The sequence below is a fragment of the Streptacidiphilus sp. PB12-B1b genome, from assembly GCF_014084125.1.
In the GTDB taxonomy this organism is placed as follows: Bacteria; Actinomycetota; Actinomycetes; order Streptomycetales; family Streptomycetaceae; genus Streptacidiphilus.
In genome coordinates this window covers 4,177,276-4,194,531 of record NZ_CP048405.1, presented here as the reverse complement: position 1 = coordinate 4,194,531, position 17,256 = coordinate 4,177,276, and the positions used below count along the sequence as shown (strand labels likewise).

Here is a 17,256-nt window from a genome sequence, read left to right as displayed (position 1 = left end):
GGCCTGCGGCCGCGGTACGCCGGTCGGCGCCGCCCGGCGCTCACCGGCCCGCCCGGTCCGCCCGGTTCAGTCGGCGCCCAGGGCCACCGCCTCGTTCACCACCAGCTCCTCGATCCCGTACAGGAACGCCTCGATGTCCGGCTTGGGCAGGTGGGCGGTGTCCGCCGTGATCAACAGCTCCAGCGAGCCCGGGGCGTGGTGCGCGTCCATGGCGAAGGTGGTGCCCAGGCGCGGCAGGCACTCCTCCGGAAAGCTCAGCGTGGTCAGCGGCCTCGACTGCGCCAGCGGCAGCTTGGACGGGTCGCCCTCCATGGGGTAGTGCGGCACCAGGTCGCGGCGGTCGTTGAAGATGCAGCTGCGGTCGGCGATGGCGCCCTCCTGCTCCAGCATGCGTTCGATGTCCTGGTCCAAGAGCCGCTTCCGGTAGTAGGCGTGGCGGTAGGACGCCAGCGAGACCGCCTGGGCGCGGCGCACCACCTCGGCGAACTCCCGGTCGGCGTCCGGCAGATGGATGAGCCCCTCCTGCGCCACGGTGCTCACCGCGTGCGCCAGGTCGGAGCGGAACCGGTTGCTGACCACCACCTGGAACATCGGGTCCGGGGTTCCGGTCAGCCGGAACAGCATCACCGACGCCGCCGCCAGCAGCACCGAGGAGCCGCCCGCCCGGTGCCCGACCGAGACCAGGTCCACCGCGCGGGCCAGCGACGGTGAGTTCAGCACCGCCAACGGGAAGGTCGCGGCCGGCGGCCCGGCCGGGGGCCTGGCGAAGACCGCCCGGGGGCCGAGCCGCAGCTTCTTGGCCCAGAACCCGCGGGCGGCGGCGTCCCGCTGGCGTCCCCGCGCCGAGGTCTGGAAGGCCGCCTCCTCGAGCGGTTGCAGATACGGGTGCTGCTCCCGCACCCGCTCCAGCGGTTCGCCCTGGGCCAGCGCGAACAGGTCCATCACCGCCCGCGACAGGCCCCAGCCGTCCACCGCCGTGTGGGACAGGCAGAACCCCACGAAGGTCATCAGCCCGCCGGTCTCCACCACGGCGATCCTGATCGGCAGGTCGACGGCGCAGTCGAACGACGTCGTCACCAGCCCGGCCAGCAGCTCGCGTCCCTGCTCCTCGGCACGGTCGGCGTCGGCCTCCAGCAGGTGCACCGGGACGCTCCCCTCGGCGTCCAGGAACTGCCACAGCTCTCCGTCCGGATCAGGCACCAGTCGGGTCCGCAGCGACTGGTGCAGCTGGAGCAGCTTCGGCACGGCCTCCAGCACCCGGGCCACCGGTATCCCCGGCTCCACCGGGAAGCCGATGGAGATGTTGTAGCGGTGGGCGTCCACGCCCAGTTTGCTCACCGCGTCCCAGATGGCCTGCTGGCCCCAGGTGGCCGGCCCGGTGCCGGAATTCCCGGACGAGAAGCCGACGTTCTCCACTCGACTCACACGCGTAGTCACGGTCATTCCCGGAGTCTCGCGCACCTCCGGCCCCGACGTCGAGACCCCACCGGCAAGGGAGTTGACGAGACCTCAGCCCGCCCCGTCTTCACCCTTTCCACGCACCCGCGGCGCGACACGACACGGCGGCCCCTGGGCGTCCGGGCCGAGGGCGGTGGCCCACCCGGCTACGGCGAGGACGGTGAGGCGGTAGCCCCGGTCGGCGGCCTCGCGGACGGTGGAGAGCACCACGCCGCTGGTGGAGATACCGGCCAGGACCAGCCGGATGGCGCCGGGGGAGCGCAGCACCACCTCCAGCTCGCTGCCGGTGAAGGCGCTCACTGCGTCGTCGACACCGGCCCCAGTGAGCCCGATGATCAGGTGGTGAGGGTGTATCTGCCCTGGTGGATGTGGTGGTGCTTGCGTGCGGGGCGGAAGCAGTAGTAGGCGTCGAGGTGTCGGCGTGAAGGACTGCCGCAGCCACTGCCGAACCTACTGACGACGATGCCCGCCGAGCGCACGCGAGAGTTCGCCGACCGCCGCAAGTACGTGTCCGCCATTGCCCGCGCACCATCACACGGCCGAGCCCTCGCGTTCTGAGCCGTGGACGCCGAGGCCGTGTCGGGGACACGCTGGCCAGACCCGCCAGGTCCATTCGAGCAGGCTCTCCTGGATCATGATCGCCAGGTAGGTCAGTGCCATGGTCGGGTCGTCGCCCACGCCTGGCAGGATGTGGCCGCCCCAGTTGAGCCGTCGGCCGTCGGCAAGACGGACACCGGCCCCCACCGGGAACCAGTCCTCCAGGACCTCGATCTCCGGTTCGCCCTCGATCCCACGCGTGGGCAGGTCACGGGCTACGATCCGCAGCGCGGCGCGCAACGTCTCCAGACGCTCCAGCTGTCCGGCCTTGGCTTCGTGCTCGGCCATGGTGTCGCTCACCGGCTCAGTATCGGACTCGGCGCGGCTCCCCGCCGCACGATTGTCCGGACGCCGCCCGGTGCAACAAGAGTTGCCTGCCCGGGACTTACAGGGCTCAGGAGAGGTGCTGCTTCGGAGGACAGTCCTGGGGCGAACGGCTGAGCCGGGGATGGGCAGGAAGTGGTCCACCATCTGCCATCGGGGTAGTGCTGACCCTTGATCACTCAGGTGCTGCCCCGCGATTGATCGTGGAGCGTGCCTACCCGGGGGCTTGACTGGCTGGTGGTTCAGCAGTCGCAGGTCGGCCCGTTACTCGTACCGGTACTTCAGCGAGTCCGCCTCCGCCTGCTCGATGTCGGCGATCGTCAGCTCCGGCACCTGCAGTTGGGCCAGCGTTACCTCGGCCGAGGTCGGCTGGGCGTCCGGCGACAGCCACTCATCCGGCTTCCAGGCCCCGCTGCGCAGAAGCGACTTGGGGCAGTGCGGGTAGACCTCCTCAATCCCCACCACCAGCGCACTGGCCGGTGGCTTGCCCACAGCGGTCAGCTGCGACAGCAGCTCCGGGCGGGTGGAGACGCAGGCCCGGCCGTTCACCCTGAGCGTCGTGGTACGGCCCGGAATGACGAACAGCAGCCCGGCCCGTCCGGTGGCGACGACGTTCTGCAGAGTGTCCAGACGCTTGTTGCCGGTCGCGTCCGGTATCGCCACCGTCCGTGCGTCAAGGACGGCGACGAACCCGGCGGGGCCGCCGCGCGGGGAAACGTCACAGTTGCCTTCGGCATCCGCGCTGGCGACCAGGACCAGCGATGAGCAGCCGATCAACCGGCGGGTCTGCTCGGTGAGTTCGGTCATCTGTTTCCGCACGGCCGCGTCGCTGGGGAGTGCGTAGGCCCGGCGCAGCGCCTCTTGGTCGGGCACGGCGTCGAGACGGAGTGAGTCGAAGACACTGACGGCAAGGGTTGTCGTCATGCGTCCGACCCTACTTGCGACTGATCCTGGTCGGTGAGTGCGGTGATATGGAGACGGCCCCGCGAGTTGTCAGACGCGTGAAGGTCAAACAGGCCCGCGCGGCCATGTCCCGTCCTGCCTTCTGCGGGCTGTCGCGCCGACATCTGGGTGAGTTGCTCGCGGAGCTCGCGCCCGCGCTGGGTGGCGCGCTGTGAGTCCGGTCGCCATCGGCGACGTGAGGGCGACCGTCGGCGGGAGGCGGGGGCGGCCCCGGCCCATGCAATGCAGGATCGTCTGCTCCCCGCGTTCGCGGGGATGATACCTACCCGAAGGCGGCAAGTGATGGCTCATAGGTCGTTTCAAAATGAGTTTGGCGTCGGTTGACGGCTGATGGCCTTAACTGCACAGTTCACCGGTACCAAGCTCGCCGACAACAACAGCTACTCGGTACACGCCCTCACCAGCGAGTTTGTCCGCTGAGCGGTTCCCGCCGGGCACCATGGCGTCGGCTCTGTCACTGCTGTGGACTAGCGTGCGTGCTGTCGAAAGCCCTTGCAATCCAACGGGGATTGGACTGCACAGACATCAGTGACCAGGGGGAACCAGAACATGAGGGCATCCAAGCTTGCCCGCCGTGGCCTCGGGGTGGCCATGACCACCGCCCTTGCCTCCGCCGGCGTCGTCGCCCTGGCCGGGACGGCCTTCGCCTCCGACCAGCTCGACCTCAGTGTCGGCCCGTACAACCTGCAACTGCCGACCGTGCTGAACGGCGTGTCGTCCGCCCGGGCGGTCCAGATCCGGCTCTACCACGACCAGACCGACAAGGTCAGCGCCGCCACGGTCACCGTCAACGCCACGGGCCTGGCCCGGATCGCCCAGGTGGAGTGGCCCGCGGGCTGCACCCACGTCGGCAGCACCGGCACCTGCAAGAACCTCCGTGTCAGCCCGATCAACGCGATCAGCGACACTCTGAACATCCCGCTCAAGGCGCTGCCCCAGGCCAAGAGCGGCGCGCAGGGCAGCGTCAGCATCACCGCCGCCGTGCCCGGTCTCGGCACGCAGACCCAGGTCGTCCCGGTCGCCGTCCAGACCGGTACCGACCTGGTAGTCACCGCCGGGCCCGCGCAGCTCCACAACGTCAAGGTCGGCTCCGCCATCGTGACCCCGATCTCCTGGACCAACACCGGGGACGTGACCGCTCCCCGTACCCGGCTCACCTTCCAGGTGCTGCCCGGCCTGACCTACAAGCAACGCCTGAAGGGCTGCGCCTACACCCCCGACAACAGCCAGGCCGCCTGCACCTTCAACACGCCGCTCAAGCCGGGCCAGACGTTCCGGTTCCCGGTCGCGCTGAACGTCACCAAACTGGCCTGGAGCACCGGGCTGATTGCGGAGGTCACCCCGCTGGCCGCGGGCAACTCTGTTGCTCCGGTGGACATCAACCAGCAGGACGAGCAGGCTGAGACGGACGTCTTCGCCGTCAACACCGCGCACTTCTCGGCCGTCGGCGACACGTTCCGCGCCGCTGCGGGGCAGAGCGTCCCGGTGACCGTGGGCATGCGCAGCTACGGCCCCGCCGAGATCATCGACCGCAGCGGTGGCGAGGCGGTGGGCAACATCTCGGTGGAGTTCCCCAAGTACACCACCGTCACCAAGATCCCTCCGGGCTGCTTCGCGGTGCCCGCCTCGGCGGCCTACGCCGCCCACTACAACTGCACCATCTGGTCCGTCGTGGCGCCGGGCGCGCAGTTCCGCTACACCTTCTCGATCCGGGTGGACAAGGCCCTCATCGACGCCCAGGGCAAGGTCTGGCTGTCGAACGAGCTCAGCGACATAACCGGCAAGCCGGTGTCCTACCCCTGGGACCCGAGCTCCGCGGGCCACACCGCACCACTGGTGCTCAATCCCTGAGGTCGTCGACCTTCCGGGCCCCGGGGCCCGCAGCCGAACCGCACCGCCGCGGGCCCCGGGGCAGGGCGATGACACCCCGCCGAGCGATGGCACTATGGGTGCCTCGCGGCCGGCTTGCGGTCCCGAACGCCAGGAATGCGCGGCCCGAGGGAACGACTTCCCGAATATTCAATTGTTCGAGCAGCCCAGAGTCGCCCCTTGGGACCGCTGAGGACATGGCCCTCGGATCGGGAGGCTTGACATGAGCTTGTGGGATGATCGTGCGAGTGAATGGAGTGATGTCCTCGGAGGGGCGGGCTCCGAAGCCCTGGGTATGGTCTCCCTGGACGTCATTCGCGGATCCCTGGCATTCTTCCTTCCCTCATTCGAGGGCGTCTTCTCTCAGGAGACCGTGGAATTCGTGAGATCCTTCCTCGACTCGGCTCGCCCCACCGGCCTGGGGCAGCCGGAGGCCGACGCCGTCTCGGCGCGTATGTACGCCCTGACCGACACCGACCCGGCCATCGGTACCGCGTCACTGGCAGCGGCGATCTCGCTGTTCTGCGACTGCGCGGTGAGGACCTTCGACGTGGACTCCACCCTGGAGATCATGTCCTCCTGCTATGAGGCCGTGCTCCACACGGAGGGCCTCTCCCAGGACGTCCTCGAAGCCGGAACCGACAGCGAGAATTGCTCCCGCTTCGTGGACTTCCAGTCGGCGGTTGTGGAACGCAACGCCCCCACCGCGTAGGCGGGTTCTATCGATCCCCGCAACGCCCTGGAATTCGGGGAGTTGCGGGGATCGACGTCGGCGAGCCGTATGCAGGTGTCGTCGTGGGCGGGGTCAAACCGGACTGGGCCACGGAAACCCTGGGCTGGCTGGACGCCGACGGCCGGATCATCGGTGGACGACGTCCGGCGCGGGTTCAACCAGTGGTCGTAGACGATCAGTGAGCGGGCGACCGATGCGCCGGTGTGCCAGATAGCGGCTGGGCCATGGGTACGGCCACGCCCTTGAAGGGCCGTCCGCTGTGTTGTTCCTGCCTTGAGGGTGTCGTTGACGGACTCGATCAGCTGGTGGGCTTTCTTGAACGTCGGCTCGCCGTACCGCTGCTTCTCCCGCTTGCGCGAGGGACGCAGCAGTTCGATGCCCTCGCGGTCGGCGATCAGGTCGGATCTCGTCGTCGGTCTTCACCTACAGCGCGGTCAAGAGGATGAGCACCCTCGCCGCATTTGCGGGGTCGAACTTCGGATCAACTCGTCTGGGCGTCCGGGCCGAGGGTGGCGGTCCACTCGGCTACGGTGAGGACGTCGGACTGGCGGGGGAAGACCTTTTCGAGCAGGACCCGGTGGACTTCCTGGTCCTGGTCGGCGCAGCCGTCGGCGAGGACGGTGAGGCGATAGTCCCGGTCGGCGGCCTCACGGACGGTGGAGAGCACCACGCCGCTGGTGGAGATGCCGGCCAGGACCAGCCGGGTGGCGCCGAGGGAGCGCAGCACCACCTCCAGGTCGCTGCCGGTGAAGGCGCTCACCCGCTTCTTCACCACCACGGCCTCGCCGGGCTGCGGCGCGACCGAGGGGTGGACCTGGGTCTGCGGGCTGTCCACGCCGTACGCGTCGCCGCCGCTCTCGGCGAGCGCGCTGAAGGTGCGGTTGTTCGGGCTCACCTCGGGGAAGCCCGGCCGGAACGCCACCCGGACGAAGACCACCGGGATCCCGGCCTCGCGGGCGGCGGACACGGCCCGCTGCAGGCGGTCCAGCAGGCCGTCGGCCGGGAACCGGTCGACGATCCCCTGCTGCACATCCATGACAAGCAGTGCACTGCTCACGGCGGTGTTCCTCATTCCTCGGGTTCGGGTTGTCCCGGCTCCGGCTGACGCCGGCTCGGGCGGGACCGGGTCGGGCGGGGCAGGACGGTCAGGTGGCGGGTTCGGGCTGGTTGGGCAGGACGGCGGGCTGTCGGCGGCTGGGCCGCTTGGAGAGCGACCAGCGGCCGGTCGGCCCGGCGGCGCGGCCGAGCAGCGCGGCGGCCGCCCGCTGCGCCCCCTCGCGGACCGCGCGCGGGGCGTCCGGGCCGAGGGCGTCGGTCCCGGGGTCGTCCTCCTGCGGCCACACGCCCAGCGCCGCGCACATGGACGGCAGCAGGGTCATCGCCGCGGCCAGGTAGCCCCGGGCGGAGGGGTGGTAGCGGTCGGAGGCGAACATCTCCGGGCGGCCCGCGAACTCCCGGCCGAGCAGCGCGCCCAGCGCCACGCTGCGCCCGCCGGCCTCGGTGACGGCGGCGGTCTGCGCCGCCGCGAGCTGGTGGCTGGCGCGGCGGGCCAGGGTCCGCAGCGGCGGCAGGATGCCGTCGACGGCTCCCAGGTCGGGGCAGGTGCCGACGACCACCTGGGCCCCGGCCGCGCGCAGCCGCCGTACGGTGCCGCCCAGCATCCGGGCCGAGTCGGAGGGCTTGACCAGCTGGGCGATGTCGTTGGCGCCGATCATGATCAGGGCGATGTCCGGGGCGGGCCCGTCCAGGGCCAGCCCGCACTGCCGCTCCAGGTCGGTGGAGGTGGCGCCGTTGACGGCGACCACGGCCAGCCGGACCGGGCGTTCGGCGGTGGCGGCGATGCCCCCGGCCAGCAGTGCCCCGGGCGTGCAGTCGGCGCGGTCCACGCCGAAGCCCGCGGCGGTGGAGTCCCCGAGGACGACCATCCGCAGCGGTACGGCGTCGCGTCCGCCCGCGAACTGCCGGCCGTAGACGCCGTCGGCCCGCGGCGGCTCGCCCTGCAGCACGCCCAACTGGATCTCGGCGATCTTCGCCTCGGCCAGCAGCAGGGCGGCGGCCCCGGCGCCGATCAGGCCGATGCCGCCGCCGCCGAAGGCCGCTGCTGCCGCTGCGCGCCGTGCCATCTGTTCACGCGTCATGTGCGACCCCCAAGCCTCTGTGCCGGGCGTCCACCGCTGCCTCCGTGTGCCCGGCGCCACCGTCAGCCCGTTGCTTGCATTGTCCAACCAAGTAGGTCATGCCCCGGTGGGAGCGGTGCAGAAACCAGGGAATGCCGACCGGTCGCGGCGGCCCGGGCCCGGCCGGTGTCGGAGCCGGGCCCGGGCCGCGTCGCGGTCAGACGGTGAGCTCCTCCGGAACCGCCGCCAGGGCCTCCTGGATCGCGGCGACCAGTCGGCGCCCGGACTCGGCGGTCAGCTCCAGCGCGACCCGCGCCGAGGGCCCCTTGGAGGGGTCGGCGAAGTCGATGTTCAGTGTGTGCTCGGCCATGGCGTGCACCGGGTGGTCGAAGTACACGGTGACGTCGGAGACGTGGAACCAGGCGCCGCCCGGCCCTTTGGCGCTGCCGTCCACGGACTCCCTGACCGTGGTGTAGGTGCACATGGTCAGGCTCCCAGGTGCTTGGCGTAGAAGGCGGTAATCCGCTCCCAGCCGTCGTTGGCGGCGGCCACGTTGTACGAGGGGCGGTCGGTGGAGAAGAAGGCGTGGCCCGCGCCCTCGTAGCTGTGGAACTCGAAGTCCTTGCCGTTGTCGGTCAGGATCTGCCGCAGCTCCTCGACCTGCTCGGGGGAGGGGTACTTGTCCTCCGCGCCGAAGAGGCCCAGCAGCGGTGCGCGCAGGCCGGGCAGCTGGTCGACCAGGTTGGTGACCTTCAGCGGGAAGCCCTCGGGCAGGGTGCCGGTGACGAAGGCGCCGTAGCAGTCCACCGCGGCGTCGACGTCCAGGTGGCAGGCGGCGAGCACGGTCTGGCGGCCGCCGGAGCAGTAGCCGATGACGCCGACCTTGCCGTTGGAGGTGGGCAGGGCGCGCAGGTACGCGGCCGCGCCCGCGACGTCGCCGACCAGCCGTTCGTCCGGCACCCCGCCGTTGGCGCGGGCGATGGCCGCGGCGTCGTCCGGAGCGGCGTCCGGGGCCTCGCGGAAGTACAGGTTCGGGCAGACCGCGTCGTAGCCGAGCTCGGCGAAGCGACGGACGATCTCCTTGCTGCCGCGGTCGTAGCCGGGCATGTGGTGGATCACGACGACGCCGCCGCGCCGGTTCTCGCCCTGCGGGCGGGCCAGGTAGGCCTCGATCTCATCGCCGTCGTGGCCGACGATACGGACGGTCTCCGCAGTAAGGGAATCACTCATGGAATACCTATATCATAAGCGGCAACTGATAAGTCTATACTGATGAACGTGATGATCCCTGGTGATGCGGCGCGTATCGCGGCCGACCTGCGCGCCTGTCTGGGCCCGCTGGTCCGCCGCCTGCGGCAGGTCAGGCCGGACGGCGAACTGACCCTGTCGCAGACATCGGTGCTGGCGCGCCTGGACCGCGGCGGTCCGGCGACGTCCAGCGGGCTGGCGCAGGCCGAGGGCATCCGGCCGCAGTCCATGTGCACCATCGTCGGCGCGCTGCAGGAGCTGGGGCTGGTCGCCCGCGACTCCGACCCCGAGGACGGCCGCAAGGTCGTCGTGTCGCTGACCGAGGCCGGCCGCGACGGCCTGCACGGCGCGCGGCAGGAACGCGCCCGGCGGCTCACCCTGGCCGTCGCCCAGGAGCTGACCCCGGCCGAACAGCAGCAACTCGCCACCGCCATCCCCCTGCTGGAGAGGATTACGCGCCATGTCTGAGCACCCGGGCATACCCGTGCCGCCCGCGGCGCCCGAGGGCCCGTCCGCGGCGCCCGCCGCGACGACCGGTCCGAGCGGAGCGGCCCGTCCGGACCGCTACAAGTGGGTGGCGCTGTCCAACACCACGCTCGGGATGTTCATGGCCACGGTGGACGCCTCCATCGTGATCATCTCCATGCCCGCGATCTTCCGAGGCATCCACCTGGACCCGTTCGGCGCCGGGAACATCAGCTACCTGCTGTGGATGATCATGGGCTACATGCTGGTGACCGCCGTCCTGGTGGTCACCCTCGGGCGGCTGGGCGACATGGTCGGCCGGGTGCGCATCTACAACCTCGGCTTCGTGGTCTTCACCCTGGCCTCGATCGCGCTCTCGTTCGACCCCGCCCACGGGGGCGCCGGAGCGGTGTGGCTGATCGCCTGGCGCATCGTCCAGGCCCTCGGCGGCTCCATGCTGATGGCCAACTCGGCCGCCATCATCACCGACGCCTTCCCCGCCGAGCAGCGCGGCACCGCCCTGGGCATCAACCAGATCGCCGGTCTCGCCGGGCAGTTCGTCGGCCTGGTGCTCGGCGGGCTGCTCTCCGCCTGGGACTGGCGGGCGGTCTTCTGGATCAACGTCCCGTTCGGCGTCATCGGCACCGTCTGGGCCTACCGCTCGCTGCGCGAAACCTCCACCCGCCAGCACGCCCGCATCGACTGGTGGGGCAACCTCACCTTCGCCGGGGGCTGCGGCCTGCTGCTGGTCTCCATCACCTACGGCATCCAGCCGTACGCCGGCCACGACATGGGCTGGACCAGCCCGAAGGTGGTGGGCGGGCTGATCGGCGGGGTGGTGCTGCTCGCCGTCTTCGCCTTCGTGGAGACCCGGGTCGCCCAGCCGATGTTCAACCTCTCGCTGTTCCGCAACCGCGCCTTCGCCGCCGGGAACGCCGCCTCGCTGCTGGCCTCGATCGCCCGCGGCGGGCTGCAGTTCATGCTCATCATCTGGCTCCAGGGCATCTGGCTGCCGCTGCACGGCTACGACTACTCCCAGGCGCCGCTGTGGGCCGGGATCTTCCTGCTGCCGCTGACCGCCGGATTCCTCGCCGCCGGACCGCTGTGCGGCTACCTCTCCGACCGCTACGGCGTGCGCTACTTCACCACCGGCGGGCTGCTGGTGTTCGCGTGCAGCTTCGTCGGCCTGCTGCTGCTGCCGATCACCTTCCCCTACTGGGCCTTCGCGCTGCTGATCGCGCTCAACGGGATCGGCTCCGGGATGTTCTCCGCGCCCAACACCTCGGCCATCATGAGCAGCGTCCCGGCGTCCTACCGGGGCGCGGCCTCCGGCATGCGCTCGACCTTCCAGAACTCCGGGATGTCGCTCTCCATCGGCGTCTTCTTCTCGCTGCTGATCGCGGGTCTGGCCAGCGCCCTGCCGCACACCCTGAACGCCGGCCTGCGCGCCCAGGGCGTGCCCGCGGCGGTCGCCCAGCACGCGGCCTCGCTGCCGCCGGTCTCCACGGTCTTCTCGGCCTTCCTCGGCATCAACCCGGTGCAGACCCTGCTGGGGCCGACCGGGGTGCTGAAGACCCTCCCGGCGCACAACGCCGCCGTGCTCACCGGGAAGCAGTTCTTCCCCAACCTGATCTCCGCGCCGTTCCACCACGGCCTGGTCATCGTCTTCGCCACCGCCACCGGCATGTCACTGCTGGCCGCCGCCGCCTCGCTGCTGCGCGGCGGCGGCAGTGGCGGAGCTGGCGCGGCGGCGGACACCCGGTCCGCGTCGGCGTCCGCGCCCGCGTCCAGGCGCGGCTGAGCGCTCACCCCGCGGCGGCGGTCACCGGCCGGGGGCGGGTGAGCCGGTCCAGGAGGCGCGGCTGATCCGGTAGAGGACGCCGCGGCGCAGGGGGCCCGGCGGGGCGTCGGGGTCGTCGAAGTCGTCGGCCGGGTCGGTGGCCATGCCGAGGCGGCGCATCACCGCCTGCGAGCGGTGGTTGGCAGCGGTGGTGACGGCGAGGATCTCGGCCAGGCCGAGCGTCTCGAAGCCGAAGGCCAGGGCGGCCCGGGCGGCCTCGGTGGCATAGCCGTGGCCCCAGGCCGTACGGGCGAGCCGCCAGCCGATCTCCACGCCCGCGAACGGCAGCCCGTCGTCCACCGGGTCCAGGCCGGTGAAGCCGAGGAACTCCCCGGTGGCGGCGGTCTCGACGGCCCACCAGCCGAAGCCGCGCGCCTCGAAGGCGGCCTCGAAGCGCGCCACCGAGGCGTTGCTCTGCTCACGCGTCAGCACCGGTCCCAGGTGCTCGCGCACGGCCGGGTCGGCGTTCATCGCCGCCCACGGTTCGAGGTCGGACTCCCGCCAGCGGCGGAGCAACAGGCGTTCGGTGCGCAGCTCGGGCATGCGGACCATCCAACACCAGGGCTCAGCCGATGGCGATGACGGGGTGGTCGGCGGGGTTGATCCAGGTGATGATGTCGGTCATGACGGCTTCGGGCAGGGCGACGCAGCCGGCGGTGGGTCCGGCCTGGGGGCCGAGGTCGTGCAGGAAGATGCCGGCGCCGCGGGTGTGGACGGCGGGGTCCATGTTGAAGTTGATGACCAGGGCGTTGTGGTACTGGACGGGGTAGTCGGCGAGTTGTTCGCTGCCGTCGGGGCCGTCCTGGGTGAGGTGGAATCCGCCCTGGGCGGTGGTGCGCATGGTGTTGTAGTAGGCGGAGGTGGGGTCCTCGTCCCACCAGTCCTGGCTGGTGACCAGGTGGTAGGGCATTTTGGTGCCGGGGTCGGGTCCGTTGCCGAAGCCCTGGGTGATGGTGTAGGTGCCGGTGGGGGTGGTGTCGGTGCCCTGGACGCGGGTGGCGCCGTCGGTGGTGCCGTTGGCGCCGACCCGGGCGGCGGTGGTGGTGTAGACCGCCTGCCAGCTCATGCCCTCGCGCTGCCAGGCGGTGACGGTGGCGTAACTGCCGCTGGCCCTGACCGTGATGACCTGGGTGGCGCTGCCGACGGCGACCGGGACCGGGAACGGCGAACCGTCGGGCTGGGACGCCGTGACCGGGGCGGAGCCGACCGGGGTGAAGCCGGTGCCGATGGCGGCCTGCGCGGCTGGCATGCCCAGCAGGTTTGCGCTCGCGCCGACCACGGCCACCGCGGCGGTGGCGACGCCCCTGCGCAGGATCGGGTGGCGGGGCCGGGCGTGGCGGCCGGAGGAGAGTGTCACGGCGGGTTCTTCCTGGACGAGGGCACGGGCATGGGGCGGGCACAGGCGGGGTTCCGGAGGGTGATCATGGACCGCGACCCCGCGGTCCCGTTCCCGTTCCGGCGGAATCACCCCGGACGAAAGTGACGTACCGTCATATGGGTTCTGTGGCGGCCGGGGTGGCGGGAAGCATCGGCTCCCCGTCACCCTGGCCCGGCCTCAGCGGCGTCGCCGCCAACGGCCCTGCTGCGCCTCGGATGCGGACGCCTGGTCCAAGTGGCCCACCAGCTGGGCCAGTTCCTCGACCGGACGTCGCGCGGCAGCGCTGTGCAGCGCGTCCGCGGGCACCTGGTCGCCGAGGAGCGGGACCATCGCGGCGACGTCCTGCACCGTCCGCACGGTCGCGGCGGTGTCCAACACCTCCTGTGCGTGGGCGGGTTGGCCGCTCTCGTTCAACCGCCGCACCAGCCGGGCGAGTTCGTCGACCGGACGCCGTGCGGCGGCCTGGTGCAGGGCCTCGACGGCCTGGCCGCCGCCGAGCAGCGGGAGCATCGCGGCGACGTCCTCCACCGGACGCAGGGCCGCCGCCGTGTTGAGCATCTCCTGGGCGTGGGCGTGGCGGTCGCTCTCGTTCAGGATCGTCACCAGTTGGGCGAGTTCCGGTACCGGCCGCTGGACGGCGACCGCCTCCAGCAGCGGCCCTGAGCCAGGGCCGGCCCCGGGTCGGGAGTTCACCGGGCCTGCCGCGGCCGGGTGAACGTCGGGTATGTGGGTGTCGTCTGCGGACATGGCGCGAGCCATTCTGGTCCTCCTGCTACTGGCAACGTCTGGGGGGCGGCCCGATCGGGCCTGGGTCGAGCCATCGGTCGCCAGGGAGTCGTCTGCCGGTCAGGGACCGGGCAATCGACCGTGTGCATACCATCCGCCATTGAGTGGACGCGATCGCCTCGGGCGACCCGGCTCGTCGGGAAGCGGACTGCTTCGCCGAAGGGCCGACTCCGTGCCGGCCCTGACACCAAGCCTGCGGGCTGCCGGCCGTGGCGCCACCGGGACGGCCCATCCGGGCGACATCCCCAAGTGACATCCGGGCGTCCACCGGGCCGCCGCAATCGCCCGCGCGCTCACCCCGCCGGCAGCTCCTGGGCCGCCTCCGGGTCGGTCAGTTGCGCCCACAGGTCGCCGTCCCGGGCGAGCCGCTCGGCGACCTGGTCGGCGGTGAACACCAGCCCGGCCGGATCCCGGCAGTCGGCGACCTCCGCCCAGGTGACCGGCGCCGAGACGGTCGGGACGCTGCGGGCGCGCAGCGAGTACGGCGCGACCGTGGTCTTGGCGCTGGCGTTCTGCGACCAGTCCAGGAAGACCCGCCCCCGGCGGGCCTCGACCGCCATCCGGCTGACGATCAGCTCGGGCAGGTCGGTCGCCAGCCGCCGGGCCAGGCGCTCGGCGTAGCGGCTGACCCGCCCGGCCGCGGTGGGCCGCAGCGGCACGCCCAGGTGCAGGCCCTTGGAGCCGGACGTCTTGGGCCACGCCCGCAGTCCGTCCCGCTCCAGGGCCTGGCGCACCGCCAGGGCGGCGGCGCAGCAGTGCAGCATGGTCGTGCCCTCGCCCGGGTCCAGGTCGACGACCAGCCGGTCGTGCAGCTCGGGCGCGATGCGCCACTGCGGCACGTGGATCTCCAGATTGGACAAATTGGCCGACCACATCAGCGTGGCCAGGTCCGCCAGCACGATCTGCCGGGTGCTGCCCGCGTGGTGGACGACGTCCAGGGTGGGGATCCAGTCCGGCGCGCCCAGCGGGATGTTCTTGGCCCAGAACCGCTCGCCGTCCACGCCGTCGGGGCAGCGCAGAAAGCTCGCCGGGCGGTCCGCGAGGTGCGGCAGCAGGGCGGGCGCGACCTGCGTGTAGTAGTGCAGCACGCCCGCCTTGGTGGTGCCGCTGCCCGGATAGAGCAGCCGCCCCAGGTGGGACAGCGACACCCGGCGTCCGTCGATCTCCACGACGGTGCGGTCCTCGGCCATCGTCCCTCCTGGGGGGCGGCGTCCACCGGTCAGGCGGACGGGCTGTCCGTCGGCCCGTACCAGACGGTGGTGATGTTGCAGAACTCGCGGATGCCGTGGGCGGACAGCTCACGGCCGTACCCGGAGCGCTTGACGCCGCCGAAGGGCAGCGCGGCGTGCGAGGCGGTCATGCCGTTGAAGAAGACGCCGCCGGCCGCCAGATCGCGGGCCAGGACGTCCTGTTCGGCCGGGTCCTGGGTCCAGGCGCTGGAGCTGAGGCCGAACGGGGAGTCGTTGGCCACGGCCACCGCGTCCTCCAGGCTGTCCACCCGGTACAGCGCGGCCACCGGGCCGAAGCACTCCTCGTGGTGGATCCGCATCTCGGGGGTGATGCCGGTCAGCACGGTCGGCTCGTAGAACCAGCCCGCGCTCAGGTCGGCCGGCCGGCGTCCGCCGCAGCGCGCGGTCGCGCCCCGCCGCAGCGCGTCCTCGACCAGCTCCTCCAGGTCGGCCCGGCCCTGCTCGGTGGCCAGCGGGCCGACGTCGGTGTCCGGCAGCATCGGATCGCCGACGCGCAGGGCGGCCATCCGGGCGGTGAACTCCTCCGCGAAGGCGTCGTAGACGTCCCGGTGGACGATGAAGCGCTTGGACGCGATGCAGGACTGGCCGTTGTTCTGCACCCGGGCGGTGACCGCGACCTGCGCAGCCCTGGCCACGTCCGCCGAGGGCAGCACCAGGAACGGGTCGCTGCCGCCGAGTTCCAGCACGCTGTGCTTGACCTCGTCCCCGGCGACCGCCGCGACCGCGCGCCCGGCGGCCTCGCTGCCGGTCAGCGTCACCGCCTCCACCCGGGGATCGCGGATGATCGCCTCGACCGCGCCGGAGGAAATGAGCAGGGTCTGGAAGCACCCGGCGGGGAAGCCCGCCCGGGCGAAGAGGTCCTCCAACAGCAGCGCGCAGCGCGGCACGTTCGAGGCGTGCTTGAGCAGCGCCACATTGCCCGCCATCAGGGCCGGCGCGGCGAAGCGGATCACCTGCCACAGCGGAAAGTTCCACGGCATGACCGCGAGCACCGGGCCCAGCGGCCGGTAGCTGACGTGCGCGGCCACCGCGCCGGAGTCGGCGACGTCGGCCGGGTCGGGCAGCTCGTCCGCCAGCAGCGAGGGGGCCCGGTCGGCGTACCAGCGCATGCTCTTGGCGCACTTGGCGACCTCGGCCTTGGCCTGCGCCAGCGGCTTGCCCATCTCCTCGGTCATGGTGCGCGCGGTTGCCTCGGTGTCGGCCTCCAGCAGGTCGGCGGCGGTGCGCAGCAGCGCCGCGCGTTCGGCGAAGGATGTCAGCCGGTACTCGGCGAAGGTGGCCGCGGCGCGGGCGAGGCGGGTCTCGATGCCCTCGGCGTCCAGGGGGTCGAACGTCTGCAGGGTCTTTCCGGTGGCGGGGTCGATGACGGCGATCGGCATGCCGCCCTCCTTTCGGCTGGTCAGGCGCGGGCGGTGCGGCCCACCGGGGCGGGCTCCGGGGTCGGCGGGGGCACCGGATCGGGATCGGGCAGCGGGGGCGTGGGGTCGGGCACCGGCAACGGCGGCTCCGGCTCCGGGTGCACCGGCGGCAGCGGGGGAGGGGACGGCACCGGATCGGGGCCGACCGGACGGATGTCGGGGTCGGTGGGCGAGGGGATGGTCATGGCACGGCTCCTGCCGGTCGATCGGTTCAGCTGCGGTCCGGCTCGGTCCCGGCCGGATCCACGGGCCGCTTACCCCGAACCCGGGCGGGCAGTCGGGGCGGTCCGTGCCGTTCGCCCGGTTCGCCCCGGCCGTACCTCCAGCCTGCGCGGCCCGGCAGGCGGACGCCAATGAAGTGCCCCAACGGTGGTCCACCCCCGGCCGGATACCGCCGAACGGGTGAGATCGGCGTATGTCGCCGACCGGCCGGGGTACGCGAGATGCGGGCAGACAGACGAGGACGAGGAGGCAGGTCATGCCATCGGGTTCCAGTCCCAAGCGGGAACGGCAGTACGAGCACATCAAGGACAGCCTCAAGGACCGCGGGTCGAGCGACAAGCGCGCCAAGGAGATCGCCGCGCGCACGGTCAACAAGGAGCGGGCCCGCAGCGGGGAGTCCAAGACGGCCAGCCGCAGCTCCACCCACGACATCTCCTCCTCCCGGCGCGGCGGGCTGCGCTCGCACCGGGGAGCGGGCGGCCCGACCTACGACCAGCTCTACAACGAGGCCAAGCAACGCAACATCAAGGGCCGCTCGACCATGAACAAGCAGCAGCTCCAGCACGCGCTGGGCCGCTCCTGAACCCC

At 71.7% G+C, this 17,256-nt stretch carries 19 protein-coding genes; 5 read left to right on the top strand and 14 right to left on the bottom strand.

Annotation, left to right across the window (positions count from 1 at the left end):
- Positions 1 to 66: 66 nt before the first annotated feature.
- The 4 genes from GXW83_RS18770 to GXW83_RS18755 form a co-directional block, all read right to left on the bottom strand.
- Complete coding sequence (locus GXW83_RS18770; RefSeq protein WP_182444190.1) at positions 67 to 1,437, bottom strand: condensation domain-containing protein; 1,371 nt, start codon at positions 1,435 to 1,437, stop codon at positions 67 to 69.
- A 72-nt stretch (positions 1,438 to 1,509) separates the two neighbouring features.
- Positions 1,510 to 1,758, bottom strand: a complete 249-nt coding sequence (locus tag GXW83_RS35365; RefSeq protein ID WP_370466733.1) for a cysteine hydrolase family protein — start codon at positions 1,756 to 1,758, stop codon at positions 1,510 to 1,512.
- A gap of 231 nt (positions 1,759 to 1,989) precedes the next feature.
- On the bottom strand, positions 1,990 to 2,355 hold the full coding sequence (locus GXW83_RS18760; protein ID WP_182444189.1) for a hypothetical protein: 366 nt from the start codon (positions 2,353 to 2,355) through the stop codon (positions 1,990 to 1,992).
- 288 nt (positions 2,356 to 2,643) lie between these two features.
- A complete protein-coding gene (locus tag GXW83_RS18755) occupies positions 2,644 to 3,303 on the bottom strand; it encodes an MSMEG_1061 family FMN-dependent PPOX-type flavoprotein (RefSeq protein ID WP_182444188.1) in 660 nt (219 codons plus the stop codon).
- Positions 3,304 to 3,933: 630 nt separating this feature from the next.
- Here GXW83_RS18755 and GXW83_RS18750 point away from each other — a divergent pair.
- Together GXW83_RS18750 and GXW83_RS18745 are read left to right on the top strand one after the other, a co-directional pair.
- On the top strand, positions 3,934 to 5,193 hold the full coding sequence (locus GXW83_RS18750; RefSeq protein ID WP_182444187.1) for a hypothetical protein: 1,260 nt from the start codon (positions 3,934 to 3,936) through the stop codon (positions 5,191 to 5,193).
- Positions 5,194 to 5,584: 391 nt separating this feature from the next.
- The gene (locus GXW83_RS18745) at positions 5,585 to 5,923 is read left to right on the top strand and encodes a hypothetical protein (RefSeq protein ID WP_182444186.1); all 339 of its coding nucleotides are present in this window, start codon (positions 5,585 to 5,587) and stop codon (positions 5,921 to 5,923) included.
- A 502-nt stretch (positions 5,924 to 6,425) separates the two neighbouring features.
- Here GXW83_RS18745 and GXW83_RS18740 read toward each other — a convergent pair.
- The 4 genes from GXW83_RS18740 to GXW83_RS18725 all read right to left on the bottom strand — a co-directional run bounded on the left by GXW83_RS18740 (position 6,426) and on the right by GXW83_RS18725 (position 9,291).
- Entirely contained in the window at positions 6,426 to 7,016 is a 591-nt protein-coding gene (locus tag GXW83_RS18740; RefSeq protein ID WP_182444185.1) for a cysteine hydrolase family protein, read from the bottom strand.
- Positions 7,017 to 7,089: 73 nt separating this feature from the next.
- The gene (locus tag GXW83_RS18735; RefSeq protein WP_225447090.1) at positions 7,090 to 8,082 is read right to left on the bottom strand and encodes an SGNH/GDSL hydrolase family protein; all 993 of its coding nucleotides are present in this window, start codon (positions 8,080 to 8,082) and stop codon (positions 7,090 to 7,092) included.
- Between the two features lie 196 nt (positions 8,083 to 8,278).
- Entirely contained in the window at positions 8,279 to 8,545 is a 267-nt protein-coding gene (locus GXW83_RS18730; protein ID WP_182444184.1) for a DUF6295 family protein, read from the bottom strand.
- Between the two features lie 2 nt (positions 8,546 to 8,547).
- Positions 8,548 to 9,291, bottom strand: coding sequence for a dienelactone hydrolase family protein (locus GXW83_RS18725; protein ID WP_182444183.1), 744 nt, complete (start codon positions 9,289 to 9,291; stop codon positions 8,548 to 8,550).
- A gap of 51 nt (positions 9,292 to 9,342) precedes the next feature.
- Here GXW83_RS18725 and GXW83_RS18720 point away from each other — a divergent pair, with 51 nt between their 5' ends.
- Together GXW83_RS18720 and GXW83_RS18715 are read left to right on the top strand one after the other, a co-directional pair.
- Entirely contained in the window at positions 9,343 to 9,777 is a 435-nt protein-coding gene (locus GXW83_RS18720) for a MarR family winged helix-turn-helix transcriptional regulator (RefSeq protein WP_182444182.1), read from the top strand.
- On the top strand, positions 9,770 to 11,575 hold the full coding sequence (locus GXW83_RS18715) for an MFS transporter (protein WP_182444181.1): 1,806 nt from the start codon (positions 9,770 to 9,772) through the stop codon (positions 11,573 to 11,575). Before GXW83_RS18720 ends, GXW83_RS18715 begins: the two co-directional genes overlap by 8 nt.
- Before the next feature lie 21 nt (positions 11,576 to 11,596).
- Here the strand turns inward: GXW83_RS18715 and GXW83_RS18710 are convergent, their stop codons facing one another.
- From GXW83_RS18710 to GXW83_RS18685, 6 genes are all read right to left on the bottom strand, one after another.
- Positions 11,597 to 12,157, bottom strand: a complete 561-nt coding sequence (locus GXW83_RS18710; RefSeq protein WP_182444180.1) for a GNAT family N-acetyltransferase — start codon at positions 12,155 to 12,157, stop codon at positions 11,597 to 11,599.
- A 22-nt stretch (positions 12,158 to 12,179) separates the two neighbouring features.
- A complete protein-coding gene (locus GXW83_RS35090; RefSeq protein ID WP_304940964.1) occupies positions 12,180 to 12,971 on the bottom strand; it encodes a L,D-transpeptidase family protein in 792 nt (263 codons plus the stop codon).
- A gap of 198 nt (positions 12,972 to 13,169) precedes the next feature.
- Complete coding sequence (locus tag GXW83_RS18700; protein ID WP_182444179.1) at positions 13,170 to 13,739, bottom strand: hypothetical protein; 570 nt, start codon at positions 13,737 to 13,739, stop codon at positions 13,170 to 13,172.
- Positions 13,740 to 14,071: 332 nt separating this feature from the next.
- Positions 14,072 to 14,968 carry a non-homologous end-joining DNA ligase gene (gene ligD, locus GXW83_RS18695; protein ID WP_182444178.1) on the bottom strand — a complete coding sequence of 299 codons (897 nt, stop codon included), beginning with the start codon at positions 14,966 to 14,968 and terminating at the stop codon, positions 14,072 to 14,074.
- 29 nt (positions 14,969 to 14,997) lie between these two features.
- Positions 14,998 to 16,407, bottom strand: coding sequence for an NADP-dependent succinic semialdehyde dehydrogenase (locus tag GXW83_RS18690; RefSeq protein ID WP_182444177.1), 1,410 nt, complete (start codon positions 16,405 to 16,407; stop codon positions 14,998 to 15,000).
- A gap of 20 nt (positions 16,408 to 16,427) precedes the next feature.
- Complete coding sequence (locus GXW83_RS18685; protein ID WP_182444176.1) at positions 16,428 to 16,631, bottom strand: hypothetical protein; 204 nt, start codon at positions 16,629 to 16,631, stop codon at positions 16,428 to 16,430.
- Between the two features lie 293 nt (positions 16,632 to 16,924).
- On the opposite strand from GXW83_RS18685, the gene GXW83_RS18680 reads away from it, so the two are divergent.
- A complete protein-coding gene (locus GXW83_RS18680) occupies positions 16,925 to 17,251 on the top strand; it encodes a plasmid stabilization protein (RefSeq protein ID WP_182444175.1) in 327 nt (108 codons plus the stop codon).
- The last annotated feature ends 5 nt before the right edge of the window (positions 17,252 to 17,256 follow it).